The following is a 19,503-nucleotide window of genomic DNA, read 5'->3' as shown; positions in this document are numbered from 1 at the left end:
GAGCCCTACTCGCCGTAGGGCACCCAGATGTTTTTCACTTCGGTCGCAGCTTGCAGGAAGCGGCGGGAATGGTCCATGCTCCAATCAAATGCCGTCGCGTTATTGACCCAGGTCCGTTTCAGGTTCCCGGCTGAAACGACCTCGATCTCTTTCGACAGGTCGGTGGACGAAAACGACCAGACCGCGTCGACATTCAGATGCGAGGCCAGCGGTTTCGCCAGTTCCGCATGGCTGCCCGTCAGGATGTTGACCACACCGGCAGGGACGTCCGAAGTCTCAAGGATCTGGTAGAAATCCGTCGCCGCCAGCGGGTAGGGCTCGGAAGCCACCAGAACCGTCCGGTTGCCCATCGCAATCGCAGGTGCCATGGCCGACACCAGACCCAGCAGCGGCGTCTCGTCCGCGCAAAGCGCGCCGATCACGCCAACGGGTTCCTTCATGGCGATGGCCACGCCCCGGATCGGAACGCCATGCACCTGACCGTCATATTTGTCGGCCCAGGCAGCAGCGGTGAACAGGCGCTGGATTGAGGCTTCGACCTCTTTCGCGCCTTCTTTCCGTCCGGTCATGGCGTCGATCCGCGCCGCGAACTCATCAGCGCGGGCCGAGAGGTTTTCGCCGATGTAATAGAGGATCTGAGCCCGCAGATGGCCGGTGGTTCTGGACCAGCTTTTGGCACCTGCCGCAGCCTCGACCGCGTTGCGCACGTCCTTGCGGTTGGCAAGACCCACATGGCCCAGCAGGCCGGACTTGCCCCAAACCGGTTTCGAATAACCACCATCGGGCCGCGCCTGCTTGCCGCCGACATACAACTTGGCAGTGCGGTCAATCGGGTCGACCGGTGCCCCTTCGCCCATGGCTGCCTCGACCTTTGCCAGCGGCTTGGCCTTACCCTTGGGTCTGGTATAGGCGGTCAGCCCTTCCCAACCACCTTCGCGGCCAAAGCCGCTTTCGCGGACCCCACCGAACCCGGCAGCAGCGTCAAACAGATTGGTGGCATTCACCCAGACGACGCCCGCAACCAGCTTGGGCGCGATATCCAGCGCAAGGTTCACATTCTCGGTCCAGACGGTCGCCGCCAGACCATACCGGGTGTTGTTGGCCAGCTCGACGGCCTCTTCTGGTGTGCGGAAAGTCGAAGACACCAGCACCGGGCCGAAGATTTCCTCCTGCATCAACGGGTCCGAGGTCTCGAGCCCCGAGATCAGTGTCGGCGGGTAGTAGCAGCCGTTTGCGGGAAGATCGCAGGCAGCTTGATACACATGGCCCGCTGTGTTGCTTTCGACCATTCCTTTGATGGTCTGCAACTGAACCGGGTCCACAACCGCGCCCACGTCGATACATTTGTCCAGCGGATTGCCCACGCGCAGCGTGTCCATCCGGGCGCGCAGCTTGTCGTAGAAACGGTCGGCGATACCTTCCTGCACCAGCAGGCGCGAGCCCGCACAACAGACCTGACCCTGATTAAACCAGATCGCATCCACCAGCCCTTCGATGGCCGAGTCGATATCGGCGTCATCAAAGACGATGTACGCGGATTTGCCGCCCAACTCCAATGTCAGTTCCTTACCAGATCCGGCAGTGGCCTCACGGATGCGGCGGCCCACAACAGTCGAGCCGGTAAAGGCAATCTTGTCCACGTCCGAGGCCACGATCATCTCGCCCACGGCACCGTCTCCGGTGACGATGTTGACGACACCTTTCGGCAGACCGGCCTGTGTGCAGATATCGGCAAATAACAGCGCCGTCAGCGAGGTATATTCAGCGGGTTTCAGAACCACCGTATTTCCCATTGCCAGCGCAGGCGCGATCTTCCACGCCAACATCAGCAGGGGGAAGTTCCACGGGATGATCTGGCCGCACACACCCAGCGCTTCGACGTCGGGCAACTCGCTTTCCATCAGCTGCGCCATGCCGGCGTGATAATAGAAATGCCGCTGCGCCAGCGGAATATCGATGTCACGCGATTCCCGGATCGGTTTGCCGTTGTCGAGGCTTTCCAGCACCGCAAACAGACGCGAATGCTTTTGCAGCAGTCGCGCAATTGCATAGAGATACCGCGCACGGCCCGTGCCGCCCAGTTTCCCCCATTTCGGCTGAGCCTTGCGCGCGGCGGCAACCGCGGCGTCCACGTCGGCCTGCTTGGCCTGCGTCAGCTTGGCCAGAACCTCCCCGGTCGCAGGGTTGCGGCTGTCAAACCCTTTGCCCGGCTTGGTGAAAGCACCATCGATATAGTGTCCGAACTTGTCGCCTTGATCGACCAGCCAGGCCAGTGCCTCGGCGGCGCTTTCGGGGGCGGGGCCGTATTCCATGGTCTCAAAAATCTCTTTGACTGTCATGACTTCATCTTTTCCCAAATACTCACTGTCCAGACATACCCACGGGCTCAGCCCATCGAATGCCTGTAACCAGCCGAGTAAGCCCCGGTGACATAGTGTTCCAACTGCCGTTCGATATCGCCCAGCAACGATGAGGCGCCAAAGCGGAACAGATCCGGTTCCAGCCAGCGGTTGCCCAGTTCGTCCTTGATCAGCGACAGATAAACCAGCGCGTCCTTGGCTTTCGAAATACCACCCGCAGGCTTGTAGCCGACCCGATATCCAGTGCGGTCATAGTAATCGCGGATCGCACGGATCATCACCAGCGACACGGGCAGGGTGGCGTTGACGCTTTCCTTGCCGGTCGAGGTCTTGATGAAATCCGCCCCGGCCATCATGCACACCAGCGAGGCGCGCGCGACATTGCGCAGGCTGCCCAGTTCTCCGGTCGCAAGAATGGCTTTGACATGGGCATCGCCACAAGCCACGCGGAACGCCTTCATCTCATCATACAGGGCCTGCCAGTCCCCCGACAGCACATGACGGCGCGAGATTACGATGTCGATTTCCTCGGCCCCGGCTTTCACGCTTTCCTCGATCTCGGCCACGCGCAGATGGAACGGGGACAGTCCGGCGGGAAAGCCGGTGGACACGGCAGCGACCGGAATTCCAGTGCCTTTCAGGGCGTCTACAGCGGTTTCGATCATGTCGTGATAGACGCAAACCGCCCCGGTCGTGATCGGTGGCATGGCCAGCGCCTGAAGGACCGAAGGTGCAACCGGCTGACGGGCCTTTGCACACAGACGGCGCACCCGGCCCACTGTATCGTCGCCCGACAGCGTGGTCAGGTCGATCATCGTGATGGCTTTCAGCAGCCACGCAGCCTGATATTCCTTCTTGACCGAACGGCGGCCCGGCAATGTGGCCGCACGGCGTTCGATCGCGGAAGTATTGGCCTGAACGGCGCGCACCCAGTCCAGATCCAGTTCCATTCCGGGGTTCCGGGGTTCGGTCACTTGCGGCAGATGCGCGGTGCGCACGGGGCTTTCTGAGCTCTGCGTATCCATGGTTACGTCCTTTGGGAGGTTTGCGACAAAATCGCACGGGTGAGCCGGGAATGGAAGGTGTTCCGGCGCAACGATCGAATATTTTTGACCATTTGGACAAATAATCGAGGTTTTCTTGCGAATAATTCTCATTAGCGTTGACTTAGTTGCGAATGGTTCTCATATTTGATCCAACACGTATCCAAATCGAGGTTGGAAATGATTCGTCGGCATTGCCTTGCACTATTGGCTCTGGCCCTTTCGGTGCCAGCTATGGCTTTTGCCGGGGCACCGCTGAAAGTGGTGGCCACGACGGGCATGATTGCAGATGCGGCGCGTCAGGTCGGCGGTGATCTGGTTGAGGTCAGAGGGCTTATGGGCCCCGGCGTTGATCCCCATGCCTATCGCCAGACGCGCAGCGATATCGTGGCGATGACTCGGGCAGATCTGGTTCTGTGGCACGGCCTGTATCTCGAAGCGCAAATGGAAGACTTCTTTCATGATCTCGAGCGGAAACGGACCGTCATTGCGGTTGCAGAGGGCGTAGATAAGTCCATGCTGCGTGCGCATGATGATTATGCCGACAAGTATGATCCGCATGTCTGGATGACACCCGCGCTGTGGCGCGAAGTTGTTGTGGAAGTGCAGCGTGCGCTGACCGAGGCACGCCCCGAAGCAGCCGAGGTTTTTGCCGCCAATGCACAAGCCCATCTGGCGGAGATAGACCGTCTGACGGCCTATGCCGAGGAAACCTTGTCTTCGGTACCGGATCACAACAAGGTTCTGGTCACTGCCCACGACGCCTTTGGCTATTTCGGCGAAAGTTTCGGGTTCGAGGTTCTGGGCATTCAGGGCATCTCGACCCAATCCGAGGCGGGCCTGAACCGGATCGGAGAGTTGGTTGACCTGTTGGTTGATCGCCGGATCACGGCGGTCTTCGTCGAAAGCTCGGTTTCTGACCGATCGATCCGCGCGCTGATCGAAGGGGCCGCAGCCAAAGGGCACGAGGTGAAGGTCGGGGGCGAGTTGTTCTCGGACGCCATGGGCGAGGATGGCACCTACGAAGGCACTTACATCGGGATGCTGGATCACAATATCACCGTCATCGCAGGCGCATTGGGCGGAGAAGTTCCCGATCGCGGCATGGACGGCAAACTGTCAGCGGGGTTCTGAAAGATGCTGGGGCTGATCAGCAACGAAGGTGTGACGATCCAGGAACATAATCTGGATGACAGCCCTCTGGCTGTGCGGGGTCTGACGGTTTCCTACGGGCAGAAGCCAGCGGTCTTTTCGGTTGATATGACGGTAACGCCCGGCGCGATGACCGCCATTATCGGGCCGAACGGTGCTGGAAAGTCAACGCTGCTCAAGGCGGCGCTGGGCATCGTTACGCCATTGTCGGGGCAGGTGACCGTATTTGGTCAGCCGCTGAATTCGCAACGCGCACGTGTTGCCTATGTTCCCCAGCGTGCCAGCGTGGACTGGGATTTCCCGACACGTGTGATCGACGTGGTTCTGATGGGTTTGTCGCGTGAACTGGGCCTGTTGGGCCGCTTGCGCGCGCGCCACAAGGCCCGTGCGATGGATTGCCTGAACCGTGTCGGAATGCGCGATTTCGCGGATCGCCAGATAGGCCAGCTGTCCGGTGGCCAGCAACAGCGTGTGTTTCTGGCGCGTGCTCTGGCTCAGGATGCTGATCTGTACCTGCTGGACGAGCCGTTTGCCGGTGTCGACGCTGCTACCGAAAAAGCCATCATCGCGGTGCTGAAATCCCTGAAAGAGGCCGGTAAGACAGTCGTTGTCGTGCATCATGATCTGGCCACCGTGACCGACTATTTCGACCACGTTTTCCTGATCAACACTCGCAAGGTGGCCGAAGGGCCGGTGGCCGAGGCCTTCACGGCGGAAACGCTGCAATCGGCCTATGGTGGCAGGTTGGCAACGGCCCAGATCGATCAGATTTCACGCGCGCTGGGATAGTTCATGCTTTGGGATGCTCTGACCCTTCAGCTTGGCTATAACGCCACGCTGGTTGCCATCGGTGCGACATTGCTTGGCGTGTCGGCGGGCGTGACAGGGACCTTCCTGTTTCTGCGCAAGCGCGCCCTTGTCAGCGACGCAATCAGCCATGCAACCCTGCCGGGCGTCTGTATCGCTTTCATGGTGCTGGTCGCGCTGGGTGGGGACGGGCGCAACCTGCCGGGCCTGTTGGTGGGGTCCGCCATTTCAGCCTGGGTTGGTCTGTTGTGCATGAACTGGCTGACACGGCACACCCGACTGGCCGAGGACGCCGCGATCGGTGCGGTCCTGTCTGTGTTCTTCGGCTTTGGGATCGTGCTGCTGACGGTCATCCAAACCATGGGGGTTGGCCGTCAGGCCGGGCTGGAAGGTTTCCTGTTGGGTTCGACCGCTGGAATGCTGTGGGCCGATGCGGTGATCATCGCACTTGGTGGCGCCTTGACCTTGGCTCTGGTGCTGATCATCCGCCGTCCGATGACCCTTGTCGCATTCGACCCCGAATATGCAGCTGCGCGCGGGTTGCCAGTGCATCGTATCGACCTGGCCATGATGGGGCTGGTCATGGCCGTGACCGTGGTCGGCCTGAAAATCGTCGGCCTGATCCTGATTGTGGCTTTGCTGATCATTCCGGCGGTGACCGCCCGGTTCTGGTCTGACCGCTCGGAACGCGTTGTTCTGTTGGCCGGGTTGGCCGGTGGTCTGGCCGGATATATCGGCGCTGCCATATCCGCATCCGCGCCCAATCTTCCAACCGGCCCGATTATCGTGCTGGTCAGCTTTGCCTTTTTCCTCGCCTCCCTCTTCTTCGCCCCGATGCGCGGCGTTCTGGCGGCGGTGCTGCGGCATCTGCGGTTTCAGCGCCGGGTGCATGTTCGTCAGGGGCTTCTGGCGTTGGCACAAGGGCAGAAGATCTATGAACCCCTGACCCTGCGTTTGCTGCGGCGTGCCGGGTTGGTCCGGGCGGATGGCGTCGCGACGGACACCGGTAAGGCCCGCGCGGCCAAGGCCCTGCGGGATGAAAAGCGATGGGAAATCGTGCGCGCCGATCAGGCGCACGAGGCGACAGCTGCGCTCTATGACGGATTGCGCGATATCGAAACCGTTCTGACACGGGACCAGATTGATGAGATCGACCGCCAGATTGGCGGGCCGCAGGGGATACCAGCATGAGTGGTGAAGAATTCGTCCCGCTGTCTCTGACGCCGCTGCTGATCGGAACATGTGCGGCCATCGCCTGTGCCTTGCCCGGCAACTTTCTTGTGTTGCGAAAACAGGCGCTGATCGGCGATGCGATCAGCCATGTGGTGCTGCCGGGTATCGTTGTTGCGTTTCTGCTGACAGGGGCCATATCCACCTGGCCGATGATGTTGGGCGCGGCAGGGGCCGCGGTTCTGGCTGTTGTCCTGATCGAGGCCATTCGCCGACTGGGGCAGATCGAACCCGGGGCCGCCATGGGCGTGGTCTTTACCACCATGTTCGCGGCAGGCGTTCTGCTGCTTGAGCAGACGGATACGTCAACCGTGCATCTGGATGTGGAACACGCGCTTTACGGCAATCTCGAAAGCCTGATCTGGCTGGACGCGACCGGGTGGTCCTCGGTGCTGGACGCTCAGGCCCTTGCCGGATTACCCCCGGAACTGCCCCGTATAGCGCTGACACTGGTCGGAGTGATGCTGTTTACATGGCTGTTCTGGCGGCCGCTGAAAATATCCACCTTTGACGAAGGTTTCGCCCGCACGATTGGTATTCGCACGGGACTTCTGGGTATGGCGCTCGTCATCACTGCGGCCATCGCGGCGGTGGCCGCTTTTGACGCTGTGGGCTCGATCATCGTGATCGCGATGTTTATCTGCCCTCCGGCAGCCGCGCGGATGCTGACCAACCGGCTTGAGGCGCAGATTGGCTGGAGTGTCGTGATCGCTATAACCTCTGCCGTGACCGGGTACGTGCTGGCAGGCTACGGGCCTCTGTGGCTGGGTGCAGCGGATGCGGTCAGTGCGGCGGGGATGATCGCAACGATGTCCGGGCTGATCCTGGCACTGGCGGCCATGTTTGGCCCATGCCGCACACGTGTTGGTGTTCAGACATCAGCCTGAGACGGCATTTTCCTGCCGCAGATGCCCATGCGTCATCGGCCAAACTCTGCCCAGATACCGTTAAGGTTAATCTTAAGCAGATTTTTGGGAAGTCTCGTGCTAGAGGCTGCCTATTGATTAGCTGAACACACCACTCACTTTGGTACGCCCGGATAGTACGGAATGGGGATTCATTCACGGCCATCCGGGCGCCCCTTTCCGATCAGAAGACATGCTCAAACCGGTGGCAGAATCGTGCGCGGTTGTGCTAGGTCTAGGGGTATGGCGCAGACAAACCCCAATATCAGCGAAAATCGCCCCGTGATCAGACAGCTTGACGATGCTGCGATCAACCGTATTGCGGCGGGTGAAGTTGTGGAACGCCCGGCCTCGGCGGTCAAGGAACTGGTCGAGAATGCACTGGATGCCGGGGCTACGCGTATAGCCGTCGAAATCGCCGACGGGGGAAAGACACTGATCCGCGTGACCGACGATGGGTGCGGCATCCCGGCCGAAGATTTGCCGCTTGCCCTGTCGCGCCACGCCACGTCAAAGATTGATGGATCGGATCTGCTGAATATCCACACCTTCGGATTTCGAGGCGAAGCCCTGCCCTCGTTGGGGGCTGTCGGTCGCTTGACCATAACCAGCCGAGCGCCGGGTCTGGATGCGGCGCAGATCCATGTTGCAGGTGGCAAGACGGGGTCGGTCAAGCCTGCCGCCCTGCGCGCGGGCACGGTGGTCGAGCTGCGCGATCTGTTCTTCGCCACCCCCGCCCGGCTGAAATTCATGCGCACCGACCGGGCCGAGGCACAGGCGATCACGGACATGGTGAAACGGCTGGCGATGGCCGAACCATCCGTCACATTTACCCTGCGCGATGTCTCGGGCGGTGGCGAAGGCCGCGTGATCTTCCGCGCGGATCGCGAGAATGGCGACCTGTTTGACGCCCTGCACGCCCGTCTTGCCCGTGTGCTCGGGCGCGAGTTTGCCGAGAATGCGCTGCGGATCGATGCCACGCGCGACGGTCTTAGGCTTTTTGGCTATGCGGCCCTGCCGACCTATTCCCGTGGCGCTGCGGTGGCGCAGTACCTTTTTGTCAACGGGCGTCCCGTGCGGGACAAGATGCTGACCGGTGCTTTGCGGGCGGCTTATTTCGATTTCCTCAGCCGGGACCGTCACCCAGCGGCGGCATTGTTCATCGACTGCGACCCGACATTGGTTGACGTGAACGTTCACCCTGCCAAGTCCGAGGTCCGGTTCCGCGATCCCGGCGTTGCGCGCGGGCTTATCGTGTCCAGCCTGCGCCACGCATTGGCCGAGGCCGGGCATCGCGCGTCCACGACCGTGGCCAATGCGACCCTGGGTGCCATGCGACCGGAACCCGCGCAGTCCGCACCAGCGCGGGTCTATCAGATGGATCGCCCGTCGCCCGCAGCGCGCCAGGCCGCGTACCGCGCGCAGGCTCCGGGTTTTGCGGAACTTGCGCGTGATTACAGCGGCAGCATTGTCGATCCGATCCCGGTTGCACCTGCTTCGCAGGGTCAGGAGCCCGATGCGCAGAATCTTCCGCTGGGTGCTGCGCGCGGGCAGGTGCATGAAAACTACATCATCGCCCAGACTGCCGATGGAATGGTGATCGTTGATCAGCACGCCGCGCATGAACGGCTGGTCTATGAGAAGCTGAAAACACAAATGGCCGAGACGGGAGTCGCGGCACAGGCGCTTTTGATCCCCGAGATTGTTGAGTTGTCCGAAGGTGACTGCGCCCGCCTGATGGCTGTCTGTGATGATCTGTCCCGTTTGGGGCTGACCATCGAACCCTTTGGCGGAGGCGCCATTGCCGTGCGCGAAACCCCGGCCATTCTGGGCGAGGTCGATGCGCGCGCGATGATCCTTGATATCCTCGACGAACTGGCCGATCAGGGCGAAAGCCAGATGGTGCAGGCAAGGATCGAGGCGATCCTCAGTCGGGTTGCCTGCCACGGCTCGGTCCGGTCCGGTCGTCGGATGCGGGCCGAGGAAATGAACGCCCTGCTGCGCGAGATGGAGGCGACGCTGCATTCCGGCCAGTGCAATCACGGGCGACCCACATATGTGGAACTGAAGCTAAGCGACATCGAACGCCTGTTCGGGCGCAGTTGATCCATTGGCCACTGCAGGTTAGTAAGAATAAAACAAGAACATCCGAGGCGACATGATCAAGATTGCAGGAACAGAATATGCATTGGATGACCCGGTTGTTCTTATCGTGGGCGGAACAGTTGCGCTGATCCTGCTGCTGCTGTTCCTGTCGTTGCGCGCCGCCAATCGCTCGGCCCGGATGGCGGAACCGCTGGCGCGGCAGATGGCGCTTCTGGGTCAGCATGTGCAGCAGCTGGGGCAGGGGCAGGAACAGTTGCGCGGCGGCTTGCAGCATGTCTCGGACACGCAGGCCAACGCGCAGGTGCAGGTGATCCAGACGGTCGAGGCACGCTTGTCCTCGGTTCAGCAGCAGATGAATGACCGGCTGGCGGATAACGCGATGAAATCGGCCCGCGCGCTGGCCGAGATGCAGGAACGGATGAAGGAAACCCTGCACGGTTCGTCAAAACAGACGGCGACATCACTGACGCAGTTGCAGGAACGTCTGGCCGCCATCGACAAGGCGCAGGACAATATCACGAAACTGTCGGGCGATGTTCTCAGCCTTCAGGATATCCTGTCGAACAAGCAGCGGCGCGGGATGTTTGGTGAGATTCAGCTGAACGATATCGTGTCCAAGGCGCTGCCCGCGGACAGCTATTCACTGCAAGCCACCTTGTCGAACGGCAGGCGCGCGGATTGCCTGGTGCATCTGCCGAACCCGCCCGGCCCGATCGTGATTGACGCGAAATTCCCGCTTGAGGATTTCGAGGCACTTGCCGCCGCGCAGACCAAGGCGGATGTTGAAAGATGCCTGCGGGCTTTTGGCGCTGCCGTGAAAGTGCATATCAAGGCGATTTCCGAGAAATACATCCTCGACGGGGAAACCGCTGACGGTGCCCTGATGTTCGTCCCGTCCGAAGCGATCTATGCCGAGCTGCACGCCCGCCTGCCCGAAGTGGTGCGCGAAGGGTTTGCCGCAAGGGTCTGGATCGTCTCGCCCACCACCTGTATGGCCACGCTGAACACGATGCGGGCGATCCTGAAAGATGCGCGCATGCGTGAACAGGCCGGTGCGATCCGCAAAGAACTAGGATTGCTGCACAAGGACGTGGACCGTCTGGGCGACCGCGTTTCAAACCTCGACCGTCACTTCGGGCAGGCGGCCAAGGATATCTCGGAAATCAAGATCAGTGCCGAAAAGGCCGGCCGCCGGGCGCAGCGGCTGGATAATTTCGACTTCGAAGAAATCGCGCCCGATACTGAAACAGAGGTTGTGCCACTGGCACGTCACGAAGGCTGAACATCCTGTTGAAAAAGTGAACCGGCGCCGGGCCGGTTCTGATGGGCCTGCGCCAGCAAGCGTTTAGATACGCAGGAAGGGTTGAAACAGGCGCGGCATCAGCTTGTTGAACTTCAGCGGCGCATCCGTAACCGCCAGGCATATGCAGTCTTCCGAGATATCCGCGACAGGTGTGTGTTCCAGATCCTCGTCAGCGATTTCAACATCGCCACGGGCAAAATGGTCAACCTCGTCCGAGAAAGCCCCTTGCAGAACCATTGTCAGCTCCATGCCGTTGTGGCCATGATCCGGCACGGCAGCACCGGCCGGAATGAAAAGCAAGCGGGCGGTGGCGTCTTTGGTGGTCGGCAGGATCGCCTGTTTGACGCCCATACCTATCGACCTCCAGCGGATGTCCTTGACTGTTCCGCCCACGTAATCCTGCAACGGGGCCGGCAGAACTGCACATCCCGGGCGAACGGGCTTGGGCGCCGGAGCACCTTGGGAGATCAAAGCCATCGTGGCCGCCAGTGAAGTTTCACTCATGCTGACACCCTCACTCTGCTCGTCCAGAAAATGTCCGCCAACGGCGTCATAGCTTTCTGCGCGCGCGCGGCAGTGGTCGCACAGGGACAGATGCGTGGCGACCATCAGATCGAAGGCTTCGGGCAGACCGCCTGCGGCATAGGCCATCAGCAGGTCATCTGTCAGGTGATGTTTGATCAACTTGCTCATCTTACTCATCTCAGTTCATCGCGTGGCGCAAGCGGTCCAGCGCCAGCCGTATGCGTGATTTGATCGTTCCCAGCGGCAACCCGGTTTGTGACGCAATTTCCCGGTGACTCAGGTCGCCGAAATATGCCTTCTCAATCAGGTCCCGCTGTGCATCCGGCAACGCTTTCAAGGCGGTGCGCAGTTGCGCAGTTTCCTGTTGCAGCGCGATGACGTCATCCTGATCAGGCTCAGCCTCGGGCCCCCAACCCAGATCTTCGGGTTCAGGGCGGCGTTGCTTGCGCAGCACGTCAATGCGCTTGTTCCGAGCGATGGTGAACACCCATGTGGCCACGGTGGCACGCGTCGGGTCGAACAGGTGGGCCTTGTGCCACAAGGTCGCCATCACTTCTTGCGCGCATTCTTCTGCCATGGTGGCATCAGCCCCTGACTTCATCAGGAACGCCTTGATACGTGGCGCGAAGTGCTGGAACAGCTCGGCAAATGCCGCCTGATCCTGCGCATCCCGGATGCGTCTGACGTGGTCCACCCATTCGGCCCTGGTCTCGCGCTTGCTGTTGATTTCGTTCACCCGCCTACCCTTGATGCGTTTGTGGACGCGCCAAGGTTGAGGGGCGGGTGTTTCAACCGCTGGTCCGTCCAAGGTCGCTGTATTGGTCTCGGTAAACATAACCATATTACGGCGCATGTCCCAAGCCGGATCACTTTATCGGAACATTTTGATCCGCTCCCGGCCAAGTCTCGTAATATGAACACCAGCGGCAAAAAAGAAATCGCGACTGCTCTGGCGGTTATGCAAGGACCAGAAGGCATCGGATGGCAAAAACGATAGATCATGTTGCAGGCCACACCTATCACGGCCGCAAGGGGGCAATCGAAAACGCCTTCCGGTATTCTGTCGATTACATCCTGTTTGATCCCGAAGCCCGGTTGACCACGCCTTTTCTGTTTTCAATGGACCGGACAAATGTCACCAACTGGCGAACTCGCGATCACGGAGGAGAGCCGGGTCAAGGCCATGGTGCCGCTTGGCTGCGCGCGCAATTTGCCGAGATGGACATTCCGCAACCCGCGCAGGTCATGCTGCTGACCCAGCCAAGGGTGCTGGGCCACGTTTTTAATCCCGTCAGTTTTTGGTTTTGCTTTGACCGCGATGATCAGCTTTACGCCGTGGTGGCCGAGGTGACGAACACCTTTGGAACGCGCCACAGTTATCTGTGCCATAAGCCGGATTTTTCAACCATCGAACCAACCGACCGATTGGCGGCCGAAAAGGTGATGCATGTCTCGCCCTTCCAGAAGATTGAAGGCAGCTATACGTTCCGCTTCGACTACAGCCCGGATCGGGTTGGTGTGTGGATCGACTACACGCGCGCGGGTGGCGGGTTGATCGCGACACTGACCGGACCGCGCCAGCCATTGACCAGCCGGGTGATCCTTTGGTCTTTTCTGCGTCGCCCATTCGGTTCGCGGCGCACTTTTGCGCTGATCTTATGGCAGGCCTTCAGGTTGTGGCTGAAAAAAGCTGCCTTCCGTCCGTTTCGCAAGGAACCTGTGCCTGATCACCCAGTATCGCGTGTGGGGCAGTGACCAGCCTGTTTGTTCAAGATCAAAGACGCAGGCGCCTGCCAGTGGTTGTGATGGCGTAACAACCGCGAACACGAGGAGTCGAAGAGATGTTGGAAATCTCGGCAAGAAAAGTCGCCCAGGTCGCCATGATGGGCCGCGAGCTGAACCGGGCCGAGGGCGAATTGCGGGCGTTCATCGACCGCATGAGCGAAGACGAGCAGGCCGAGCTGGTTGCCATCATGTGGATCGGGCGCGAGAGCTTTTTTGCGGAAGATCTGGCCGAGGCCATCGACACCGCCAAGTCCGAGGCATCGACCCCATGTGCAGACTACCTGATCGGAACACCGCACATGTCTGACCACCTTGAGAATGGTTTGGACGCATTGGGAATATCTGCGGAAGACGTGGAAAACGATCTGATGTAGGCCGCTCGACGGCCTCACCCCAAAAACAGACCTGTGCGTTGGTCGCCAGCGTCGGATACCGAGGCCAATGCGCTTTCCACTATGGGGACACCCCAAAAAATGGGGAACAGGCGGGGCAGACCGGCCGTGAACACCTGCGCGCGCAACCTCAAGAAACCTTAATGTTTCCGACTGGCGACCTTAACGGTGGCCTCCCTTATTTGAAGCTATCACACCCAAGCAATTCAAATTTCGGAGGAACCAGCAATGACTGATGTACAAACAATTGACACTCATAAGGGCCTCTTGGACGGCCTGTTTGCCAAATATGCCGAGGCAAAAGTTGAACATTTCCGACGTCAGATCTTCTCAAAAACTGTACGGCAGCTGGAGAAGCTCAGCGATATTCAGCTGAGGGATATCGGCATTCCCCGCGACCAGATCCGTCGGCGCGCTTATCACAGCGTGTATCACAACGCACCGTATCAGCAGTGACCCGAAAGTTTCGAAACCCTAGCGTGAGGTAATCAGTATGTTTGACTTTATCCCATCGACCAATCAACCGGCCCCGGCCGCCAGCGCCTTGTTGCTGTTTGACCGCGCCATGCGCCTTCGTGCCATCAGCCCGGATATCGTGCGCGCCGCCCAGCATCTGAACGGTCTGACAGACCATCAACTGGCCGAGCTTGGCATCAACCGCAGCGATGTCGAAGACACCATCGAACGTTATATCTGAAGTTCTCTTCAGGGAATTCCAGACGAGTTTATCATGCCTGAAGAAGAACAATAAAAGCCATTCCAGAAACTCTGGAGTGGCTTTTTTGGTGCGATCAGGCCGTATGATCCACGATCTGCAAGTGCTGGGCCAGCCGGTCGATCTCGGCCATCCAGCCTTGTACCAGTTTTGGGTCGCTTGGGGCTGCGTGAACGCCTGCCGGGATGGCGCGGTTCATAACGGCCTCGACGGCAAGTGAAACCGGGATCGATACCAGACGCGCCATTGCTGTGCCGCGCTCGTCGCCCCAGGCGTCCATGACATAGGTCTTGTGCCAGACTTCGACGCCGTCTTTCTCGGCCTTCAGTCCAACACACAGCACCACGCGGTCGGGCTCACCCTCGTCATAGGCGTTTTCGTCCCAGAACTGGTCGGACATCTCTTTCAGACGCGCATCCCCTTCCGGGCCCGACAGGGTTTCGATTTCACGGAACACGTCCGACCACGCATCCGCCCAACCGTTCAGGCGCAGGGTGCCACGGACGAATTCCCTGACGGGCCAGTGATCCTCGAACTGGTACTGCGCCTTGAACGGGATCGAGTCGCGGTTGGGATAGACCTCGAAACTTTCCGGCGTTGGCAGCGGCGCGATATAGCTGCTGATCGCATCCCACGGGCGGGCAACGTCCAGCGGGGCATAGTCGCGGATCGACTTCGATGGTGACCGAAGCGCCTTGAGCACACCCAATGGTGACCAGCTGAACTTATAGCGGAACGGATTCGGGATTTTGGGTATGCCACCGCAATAGGAAATGAAGCTCAGGTGGTTTTGCGGATCGAACGCATCCGAGGCGCGATAGTCATCGACCAGCGCATGCGCCATCAGGTGGTCGATGCCCGGGTCCAGACCAACTTCGTTGACCAGTGCTACACCGGCCTCGCGCGCCTTGTCGTCCAGTGCGCGCATTTCGGGCGCAATGTAAGACGACGACACGAAATTGGCCTGTTTCGAGATCGCCAGTTCCGCCAGTGGTACGTGCCAGTCGCCCGGCAGCATGGACACGATCACGTCGCTCTTCTCAAGCACATCACCCAGTGCGTCGATGTCGAAGGCGCGAATATCGTCGGTCAGGTCTCCGACCTCGGCCTTGGCTTTTTCGATCGTCCGGTTCCAGACGGTGACCTTGTGACCGCCTTCGATCAGACGGCGCAGGCCGGGGATGGCCGACAGGCCGGTGCCACACCAGTGAATCGTCATCGCTCAGATCCCTTCGATATGTGTTTTGTAAATCGCTTCTGCCCGACCCCAGACGCCGCTGTCCAGATCGGTCAGGGTCAGAAGCGACGGCAGAAGCTGTGCCGCATAATCTTCCGAACTTTCGACCGGCAGCATCGACGGCAGGTTATCGATGGCCATCACGTCCATCACCGGATCGGTCGCCACGCGCAAAGCAGGCGCGTCCCATGTGGTTGCACGGTCATAGACCGGCACCGGGTTGTAATCACTGTCCGGGTCGCAGGCGACATCGCCGATGGCGGTCAGGTTGCGCGGGGCAGTCAACGCCTCACGCGGAACAAAGACCGGGGTTCCGGGGCGCGCGAAGATGCAGTTCAGGAACAGGTCGTGGTCCAGAATTTCGGGAAACGGCCCGCCGCTTGCGGTTTCCGCCATGTCCCATTTGGTGACGTCGACGCCCATCGCGTCGCACAGGTCTGCGGCCCCCGTACCCACGCGACCCAGTGCACCGATGACGATGGCGCGGGGGCGTGGGGCTCCGGTGGCGTCCAACTCGGCCAGCAATTCGGCGTTCAGAACGTCTTTGCCTGCATACACCCCAACCGGCGGGCATTCCTCGCCCCGTTGTTGCGCCGCCCATGTCTTGAGCGTTACCGCAGCACCGGCATACCCGGCCCAATAGCCAAAGGCGGCAACCCGGCGGCCGTCTTCGCCCACCAGATATTCCAGATCATAAAGCGTACCGCCCCCTGCCTTGAACCGCTCCAGCAGCGCGCGACCCGAATGCTGGCCCTTATAGGCATGGCCGAACATGATGTGGCGATGGGGCAAGGGGGTGCCATCTTCGGGCAGTTCCTTGAGGCCAAAGATGATCGCATCCAGCGGGGCTTCGGGCCACGAATTCTCAGCCGCGATTGCACAGCCGACGTCCCTGTAGCCATCAATCGGAATGGCGCGGACATGGCTTTCCTCAACCGTCACGCGGATGCCGGCCGCGATCAGTGCCGCGGCCCCGTCCGGTGTCAGCCCCACCCGTTCCTCGTTCGGGCGCTGTTCCGCCCTGACCCAGAGATGTGTCATCTTAATTCCTTTTGTCAGAGCATCCCGGCAGCGCGCACCGCCTGAACCGAAGGCCGTGCCTCCATCGCCTTGCGGAAGGCGAGAATTTTGGGGAAGGCCGAGACATCGACGCCGTCACCTTCAAGCCAGCTGCAAACCACATAAAGATAGGCATCGGCCAGAGAGAACGTGTCCCCCAGAACAAACGGCCCGCGCAACCCGTTTGATGAGATGTAGTCGCAAGATGCGGTCATCGTCTGCACGACCTTGTCTGTCATGTCTTTCCAGCTGGATTTCTTGTCGGCCCAGCGATGCCCGCGCAGCTTGTGGGCGTGGTTCACATGCATGGTCGAGGCCAGATAGAACATCACCTCACGCATGCGGGCGGCCATGACCGGATCAGCTGGCACCAATTCGGCCTCGGGTGCCTTGGCCGCAATATATTCCAGCAACGCGCCGGTCTCGGTCAGGATGCCGCCATCGACCACCAGCGCCGGAACGCGCCCCTTGGGATTGATCTGCTTGTAGGCCGGTTTTGTCTGTTCCCCATCGGCAAAGTCCAGCTTGATCGCTTCATAGTCCAGCTCGGCCTCTTCCAGAGCAATCACAACAGCGACCGAGATGGTTCGGGGTGCATAATAAAGTTGCATCTGGGATCTCCGATCTGGTTAGAGGTGGGTTTGCGCGAACTGCCGGTCGGGTGCTTCCAGATGCGGCACCGCGTTGAACAGAACCGGGCTCAGCTGCGCGCCAATCGGGTGCAGACGATGCATCGACGTGTTCATGATGGCAAGGGCCACCCGTGCCATCGACGGGATGTCCAACCCCATCGCCTGCCGCACCACCATCGAGATCAACCCGCCCGAGGTCACGACGATGGCCGGTCCGCCCTCGGTCCCGATCTCGTGCAATGCATCGCGGACGCGGGCTTCAAACGCGTCGAAGGATTCCGGCGCGTTCTCGATCTTTCCGCTGGCCCAGGCCGCGAAGGTTTTGGGCAGGTGTTCGACAAATCCCTCGCGATCGGTCGGGATTTCGACGCCGTGTTGTTCTTCGAACAACTGTGCAAGGGTGAAATACTCAATCTCGTTCAGCCGTGCGTCGCAGACAGGATCGGTCAATCCCATGCTGGTGACCGTCTCGGTGTGGCGGGTCAGGGTGCCACAATAGACGCGTGTATAGTGGCTGCGGGTGTCACGCAGATGCGCGCCCAGCCAGCGGGCCTGTTGATGGCCCAGTTCGCTCAGCTTGTCATAGCTTGCTTCGTCGCGCGCCGTCGTGTTTGCCTGCCCGTGGCGCACCAATGTGATATGTGACATGTCGCTCCCTCTTGCGCCGAAGTCTTAGGGCAGGTTCCCTGCCGGGACCAGAGGGGTTTCTTGATCTCGCCGGAAAAACATTCGCAGCTGTCCGGTTTCTGGCTATGGTCGCCCTGACCAACCACGCCCGGAGGGATTCATGGCCGTCGATCACACGCGTTTTCTGGAGGATCTGCACAAGCTGCGTGAATTCGGTGCCTCAGGTGTGGGCAAAGGGGTCATTCGCCCGGCCTATTCCAAAGCGGATATCGCTGCGCGCCAATGGCTGGCGGACCGTATGGCCGATGCGGGTCTGACACCGCATTTCGACCCGGTCGGCAACCTGTTCGGGCTGGCGCCTGGCCGCTCTCTGCTCATGGGGTCGCATTCCGACAGCCAGCCCGAAGGCGGCTGGCTGGACGGCGCGCTCGGCGTGATTGCTGCGCTGGAAATCGCGCGGTCCAGCGACCAGCCGATCTCGGTCGTCAGTTTTCAGGACGAAGAAGGCCGGTTCGGTGTGACCACGGGCTCGGTGGTCTGGTCCGGCGGACTGCCGCTGGACAAGGCCGATGTGTTGACCGACGGTGCCGGCGTCAGCTTTGGCGAGGCCCGATCTTCCATGGCGAACCTGTCGCAGGGTTTTGTCGATCCCGCGCGGTTCAGCGGCTTTGTCGAGATGCATATCGAACAGGGCCCCTCTCTGGACGCTGCGAACGAGCAGATCGGTGTCGTGACCGATATCGTCGGCATCCGGGACATGTCGATCACTTTCGAAGGGCAGCAGAATCACGCGGGCACCACGCCGATGCATTTGCGCCGCGATGCGTTTCAGGCGTTGTCACTGTTCAATACGCGCCTCAACGAACGGTTTCGCAACGTGGTGACACCGCAAACCGTCTGGACCATCGGGCGGGTCGATCTTCACCCCAATGCGTCGTCCATCGTGCCGGGTCGGGCGCGGTTCTCGATGCAGTGGCGCGATGGCGATCCGGATCGGCTGTCGCGGATGGAGGAGATCATCCGTACCGCAGCGCAGGAAATAGCCAGCGAACAGGGCATGGTACTGACCTACGGCCCTTTGCTTGGGTTGGAACCCGTCACGATGGATCAGTCCCTGCGCGCGGCGCTGGAACATGGGGCCGAACAGGTGGCACCCGGCAGATGGCGCAGGATGCCGTCGGGCGCTCTGCACGATGCCACAAACGTGTCGCGCCTTATGCCTGTTGCGATGCTGTTTGTGCCCTCGATCAACGGTGTCAGCCACGATTTTGCCGAAGATACCACCGAAAGCGATCTTGTGGCCGGGCTGAGGGTGCTGGATCTCGCAGTGCAGTCACTTGACGGGCAGGCGCGATAAGGTGCGGGCAAAATACTGTTTTTACAGGCCATTGCGGTTGGTTGGTCTGGTGTTATCGTCGCGCTCGAAACTGTGATCGGCAAACCTTTGCAAAAGCCAAAAGACGAATGTTGCCTAAGGGAAAAAAGTTTCCTATAGGAACGCAAAGGATGCATGCACCCGTATACAGGCTTGTCCAACAGACGGTACTCTGGTTCGCAAGTTGACCGGAATCGTTGCAAAATTGATAGCGTGGGGCAGACTGACGGGAATGCGTTCGAAACCGATA

19 protein-coding genes are annotated in these 19,503 nt (G+C 60.3%); 11 read left to right on the top strand and 8 right to left on the bottom strand.

The genetic code is table 11. The features are described 5' to 3' along the window. Positions 1-5 precede the first annotated feature (5 nt). Both AC2FND_RS01130 and deoC read right to left on the bottom strand, forming a co-directional pair. On the bottom strand, positions 6-2,339 hold the full coding sequence (locus AC2FND_RS01130; RefSeq protein WP_496767427.1) for an aldehyde dehydrogenase family protein: 2,334 nt from the start codon (positions 2,337-2,339) through the stop codon (positions 6-8). Positions 2,340-2,386: 47 nt separating this feature from the next. Then, positions 2,387-3,385: a deoxyribose-phosphate aldolase gene (gene deoC / locus AC2FND_RS01125; protein ID WP_496767425.1), complete on the bottom strand. Its 999-nt coding sequence runs from the start codon at positions 3,383-3,385 to the stop codon at positions 2,387-2,389. Between the two features lie 198 nt (positions 3,386-3,583). Between deoC and AC2FND_RS01120 the strand changes: the two genes are divergently transcribed. From AC2FND_RS01120 to AC2FND_RS01095, 6 genes are all read left to right on the top strand, one after another. Next, on the top strand, positions 3,584-4,537 hold the full coding sequence (locus AC2FND_RS01120) for a metal ABC transporter solute-binding protein, Zn/Mn family (protein WP_496767423.1): 954 nt from the start codon (positions 3,584-3,586) through the stop codon (positions 4,535-4,537). A gap of 3 nt (positions 4,538-4,540) precedes the next feature. Continuing rightward, positions 4,541-5,344 (top strand): metal ABC transporter ATP-binding protein, encoded by an 804-nt coding sequence (locus AC2FND_RS01115; RefSeq protein WP_480560493.1) that lies wholly within the window; start codon positions 4,541-4,543, stop codon positions 5,342-5,344. Positions 5,345-5,347: 3 nt separating this feature from the next. After that, the gene (locus AC2FND_RS01110; RefSeq protein ID WP_496767421.1) at positions 5,348-6,553 is read left to right on the top strand and encodes a metal ABC transporter permease; all 1,206 of its coding nucleotides are present in this window, start codon (positions 5,348-5,350) and stop codon (positions 6,551-6,553) included. Beyond that, on the top strand, positions 6,550-7,479 hold the full coding sequence (locus tag AC2FND_RS01105) for a metal ABC transporter permease (RefSeq protein WP_480915131.1): 930 nt from the start codon (positions 6,550-6,552) through the stop codon (positions 7,477-7,479). The genes AC2FND_RS01110 and AC2FND_RS01105 overlap by 4 nt, the downstream gene beginning before the upstream one ends. A gap of 261 nt (positions 7,480-7,740) precedes the next feature. Continuing rightward, entirely contained in the window at positions 7,741-9,603 is a 1,863-nt protein-coding gene (gene mutL, locus AC2FND_RS01100; protein ID WP_496767418.1) for a DNA mismatch repair endonuclease MutL, read from the top strand. Between the two features lie 52 nt (positions 9,604-9,655). After that, positions 9,656-10,885, top strand: a complete 1,230-nt coding sequence (locus AC2FND_RS01095) for a DNA recombination protein RmuC (protein WP_496767416.1) — start codon at positions 9,656-9,658, stop codon at positions 10,883-10,885. Positions 10,886-10,948: 63 nt separating this feature from the next. Here AC2FND_RS01095 and AC2FND_RS01090 read toward each other — a convergent pair whose 3' ends face one another. Both AC2FND_RS01090 and AC2FND_RS01085 read right to left on the bottom strand, forming a co-directional pair. Continuing rightward, positions 10,949-11,599, bottom strand: coding sequence for a ChrR family anti-sigma-E factor (locus tag AC2FND_RS01090; RefSeq protein WP_496767415.1), 651 nt, complete (start codon positions 11,597-11,599; stop codon positions 10,949-10,951). Positions 11,600-11,609: 10 nt separating this feature from the next. After that, complete coding sequence (locus AC2FND_RS01085; RefSeq protein ID WP_209598534.1) at positions 11,610-12,266, bottom strand: sigma-70 family RNA polymerase sigma factor; 657 nt, start codon at positions 12,264-12,266, stop codon at positions 11,610-11,612. Between the two features lie 146 nt (positions 12,267-12,412). Between AC2FND_RS01085 and AC2FND_RS01080 the strand changes: the two genes are divergently transcribed. The 4 genes from AC2FND_RS01080 to AC2FND_RS01065 all read left to right on the top strand — a co-directional run bounded on the left by AC2FND_RS01080 (position 12,413) and on the right by AC2FND_RS01065 (position 14,305). Next, positions 12,413-13,186 (top strand): DUF1365 domain-containing protein, encoded by a 774-nt coding sequence (locus AC2FND_RS01080; RefSeq protein ID WP_496767413.1) that lies wholly within the window; start codon positions 12,413-12,415, stop codon positions 13,184-13,186. Positions 13,187-13,272: 86 nt separating this feature from the next. Continuing rightward, entirely contained in the window at positions 13,273-13,590 is a 318-nt protein-coding gene (locus tag AC2FND_RS01075; RefSeq protein ID WP_496767411.1) for a DUF3775 domain-containing protein, read from the top strand. 246 nt (positions 13,591-13,836) lie between these two features. After that, positions 13,837-14,064, top strand: a complete 228-nt coding sequence (locus AC2FND_RS01070) for a DUF1127 domain-containing protein (protein ID WP_496767409.1) — start codon at positions 13,837-13,839, stop codon at positions 14,062-14,064. Positions 14,065-14,101: 37 nt separating this feature from the next. Next, entirely contained in the window at positions 14,102-14,305 is a 204-nt protein-coding gene (locus AC2FND_RS01065) for a DUF1127 domain-containing protein (RefSeq protein ID WP_209505063.1), read from the top strand. Between the two features lie 94 nt (positions 14,306-14,399). Here the strand turns inward: AC2FND_RS01065 and AC2FND_RS01060 are convergent, their stop codons facing one another. Genes AC2FND_RS01060 through AC2FND_RS01045 form a run of 4 tightly spaced genes read right to left on the bottom strand, consistent with a single transcriptional unit; the run spans position 14,400 to position 17,899 of the window. Beyond that, positions 14,400-15,542, bottom strand: coding sequence for a saccharopine dehydrogenase family protein (locus tag AC2FND_RS01060; protein ID WP_496767407.1), 1,143 nt, complete (start codon positions 15,540-15,542; stop codon positions 14,400-14,402). A 3-nt stretch (positions 15,543-15,545) separates the two neighbouring features. After that, positions 15,546-16,601 carry a saccharopine dehydrogenase gene (locus tag AC2FND_RS01055; protein WP_496767405.1) on the bottom strand — a complete coding sequence of 352 codons (1,056 nt, stop codon included), beginning with the start codon at positions 16,599-16,601 and terminating at the stop codon, positions 15,546-15,548. A gap of 14 nt (positions 16,602-16,615) precedes the next feature. Next, positions 16,616-17,230, bottom strand: coding sequence for a glutathione S-transferase family protein (locus tag AC2FND_RS01050; RefSeq protein ID WP_496767403.1), 615 nt, complete (start codon positions 17,228-17,230; stop codon positions 16,616-16,618). Between the two features lie 18 nt (positions 17,231-17,248). Beyond that, positions 17,249-17,899, bottom strand: a complete 651-nt coding sequence (locus tag AC2FND_RS01045; protein WP_480506483.1) for a histidine phosphatase family protein — start codon at positions 17,897-17,899, stop codon at positions 17,249-17,251. A 139-nt stretch (positions 17,900-18,038) separates the two neighbouring features. Here AC2FND_RS01045 and AC2FND_RS01040 point away from each other — a divergent pair, with 139 nt between their 5' ends. Beyond that, positions 18,039-19,235: a Zn-dependent hydrolase gene (locus tag AC2FND_RS01040; protein WP_496767401.1), complete on the top strand. Its 1,197-nt coding sequence runs from the start codon at positions 18,039-18,041 to the stop codon at positions 19,233-19,235. Positions 19,236-19,503: the final 268 nt, after the last annotated feature.

The organism is Ruegeria sp. BHSB056 (assembly GCF_059613305.1).
This window is presented reverse-complemented; position numbering and strand designations above follow the sequence as displayed.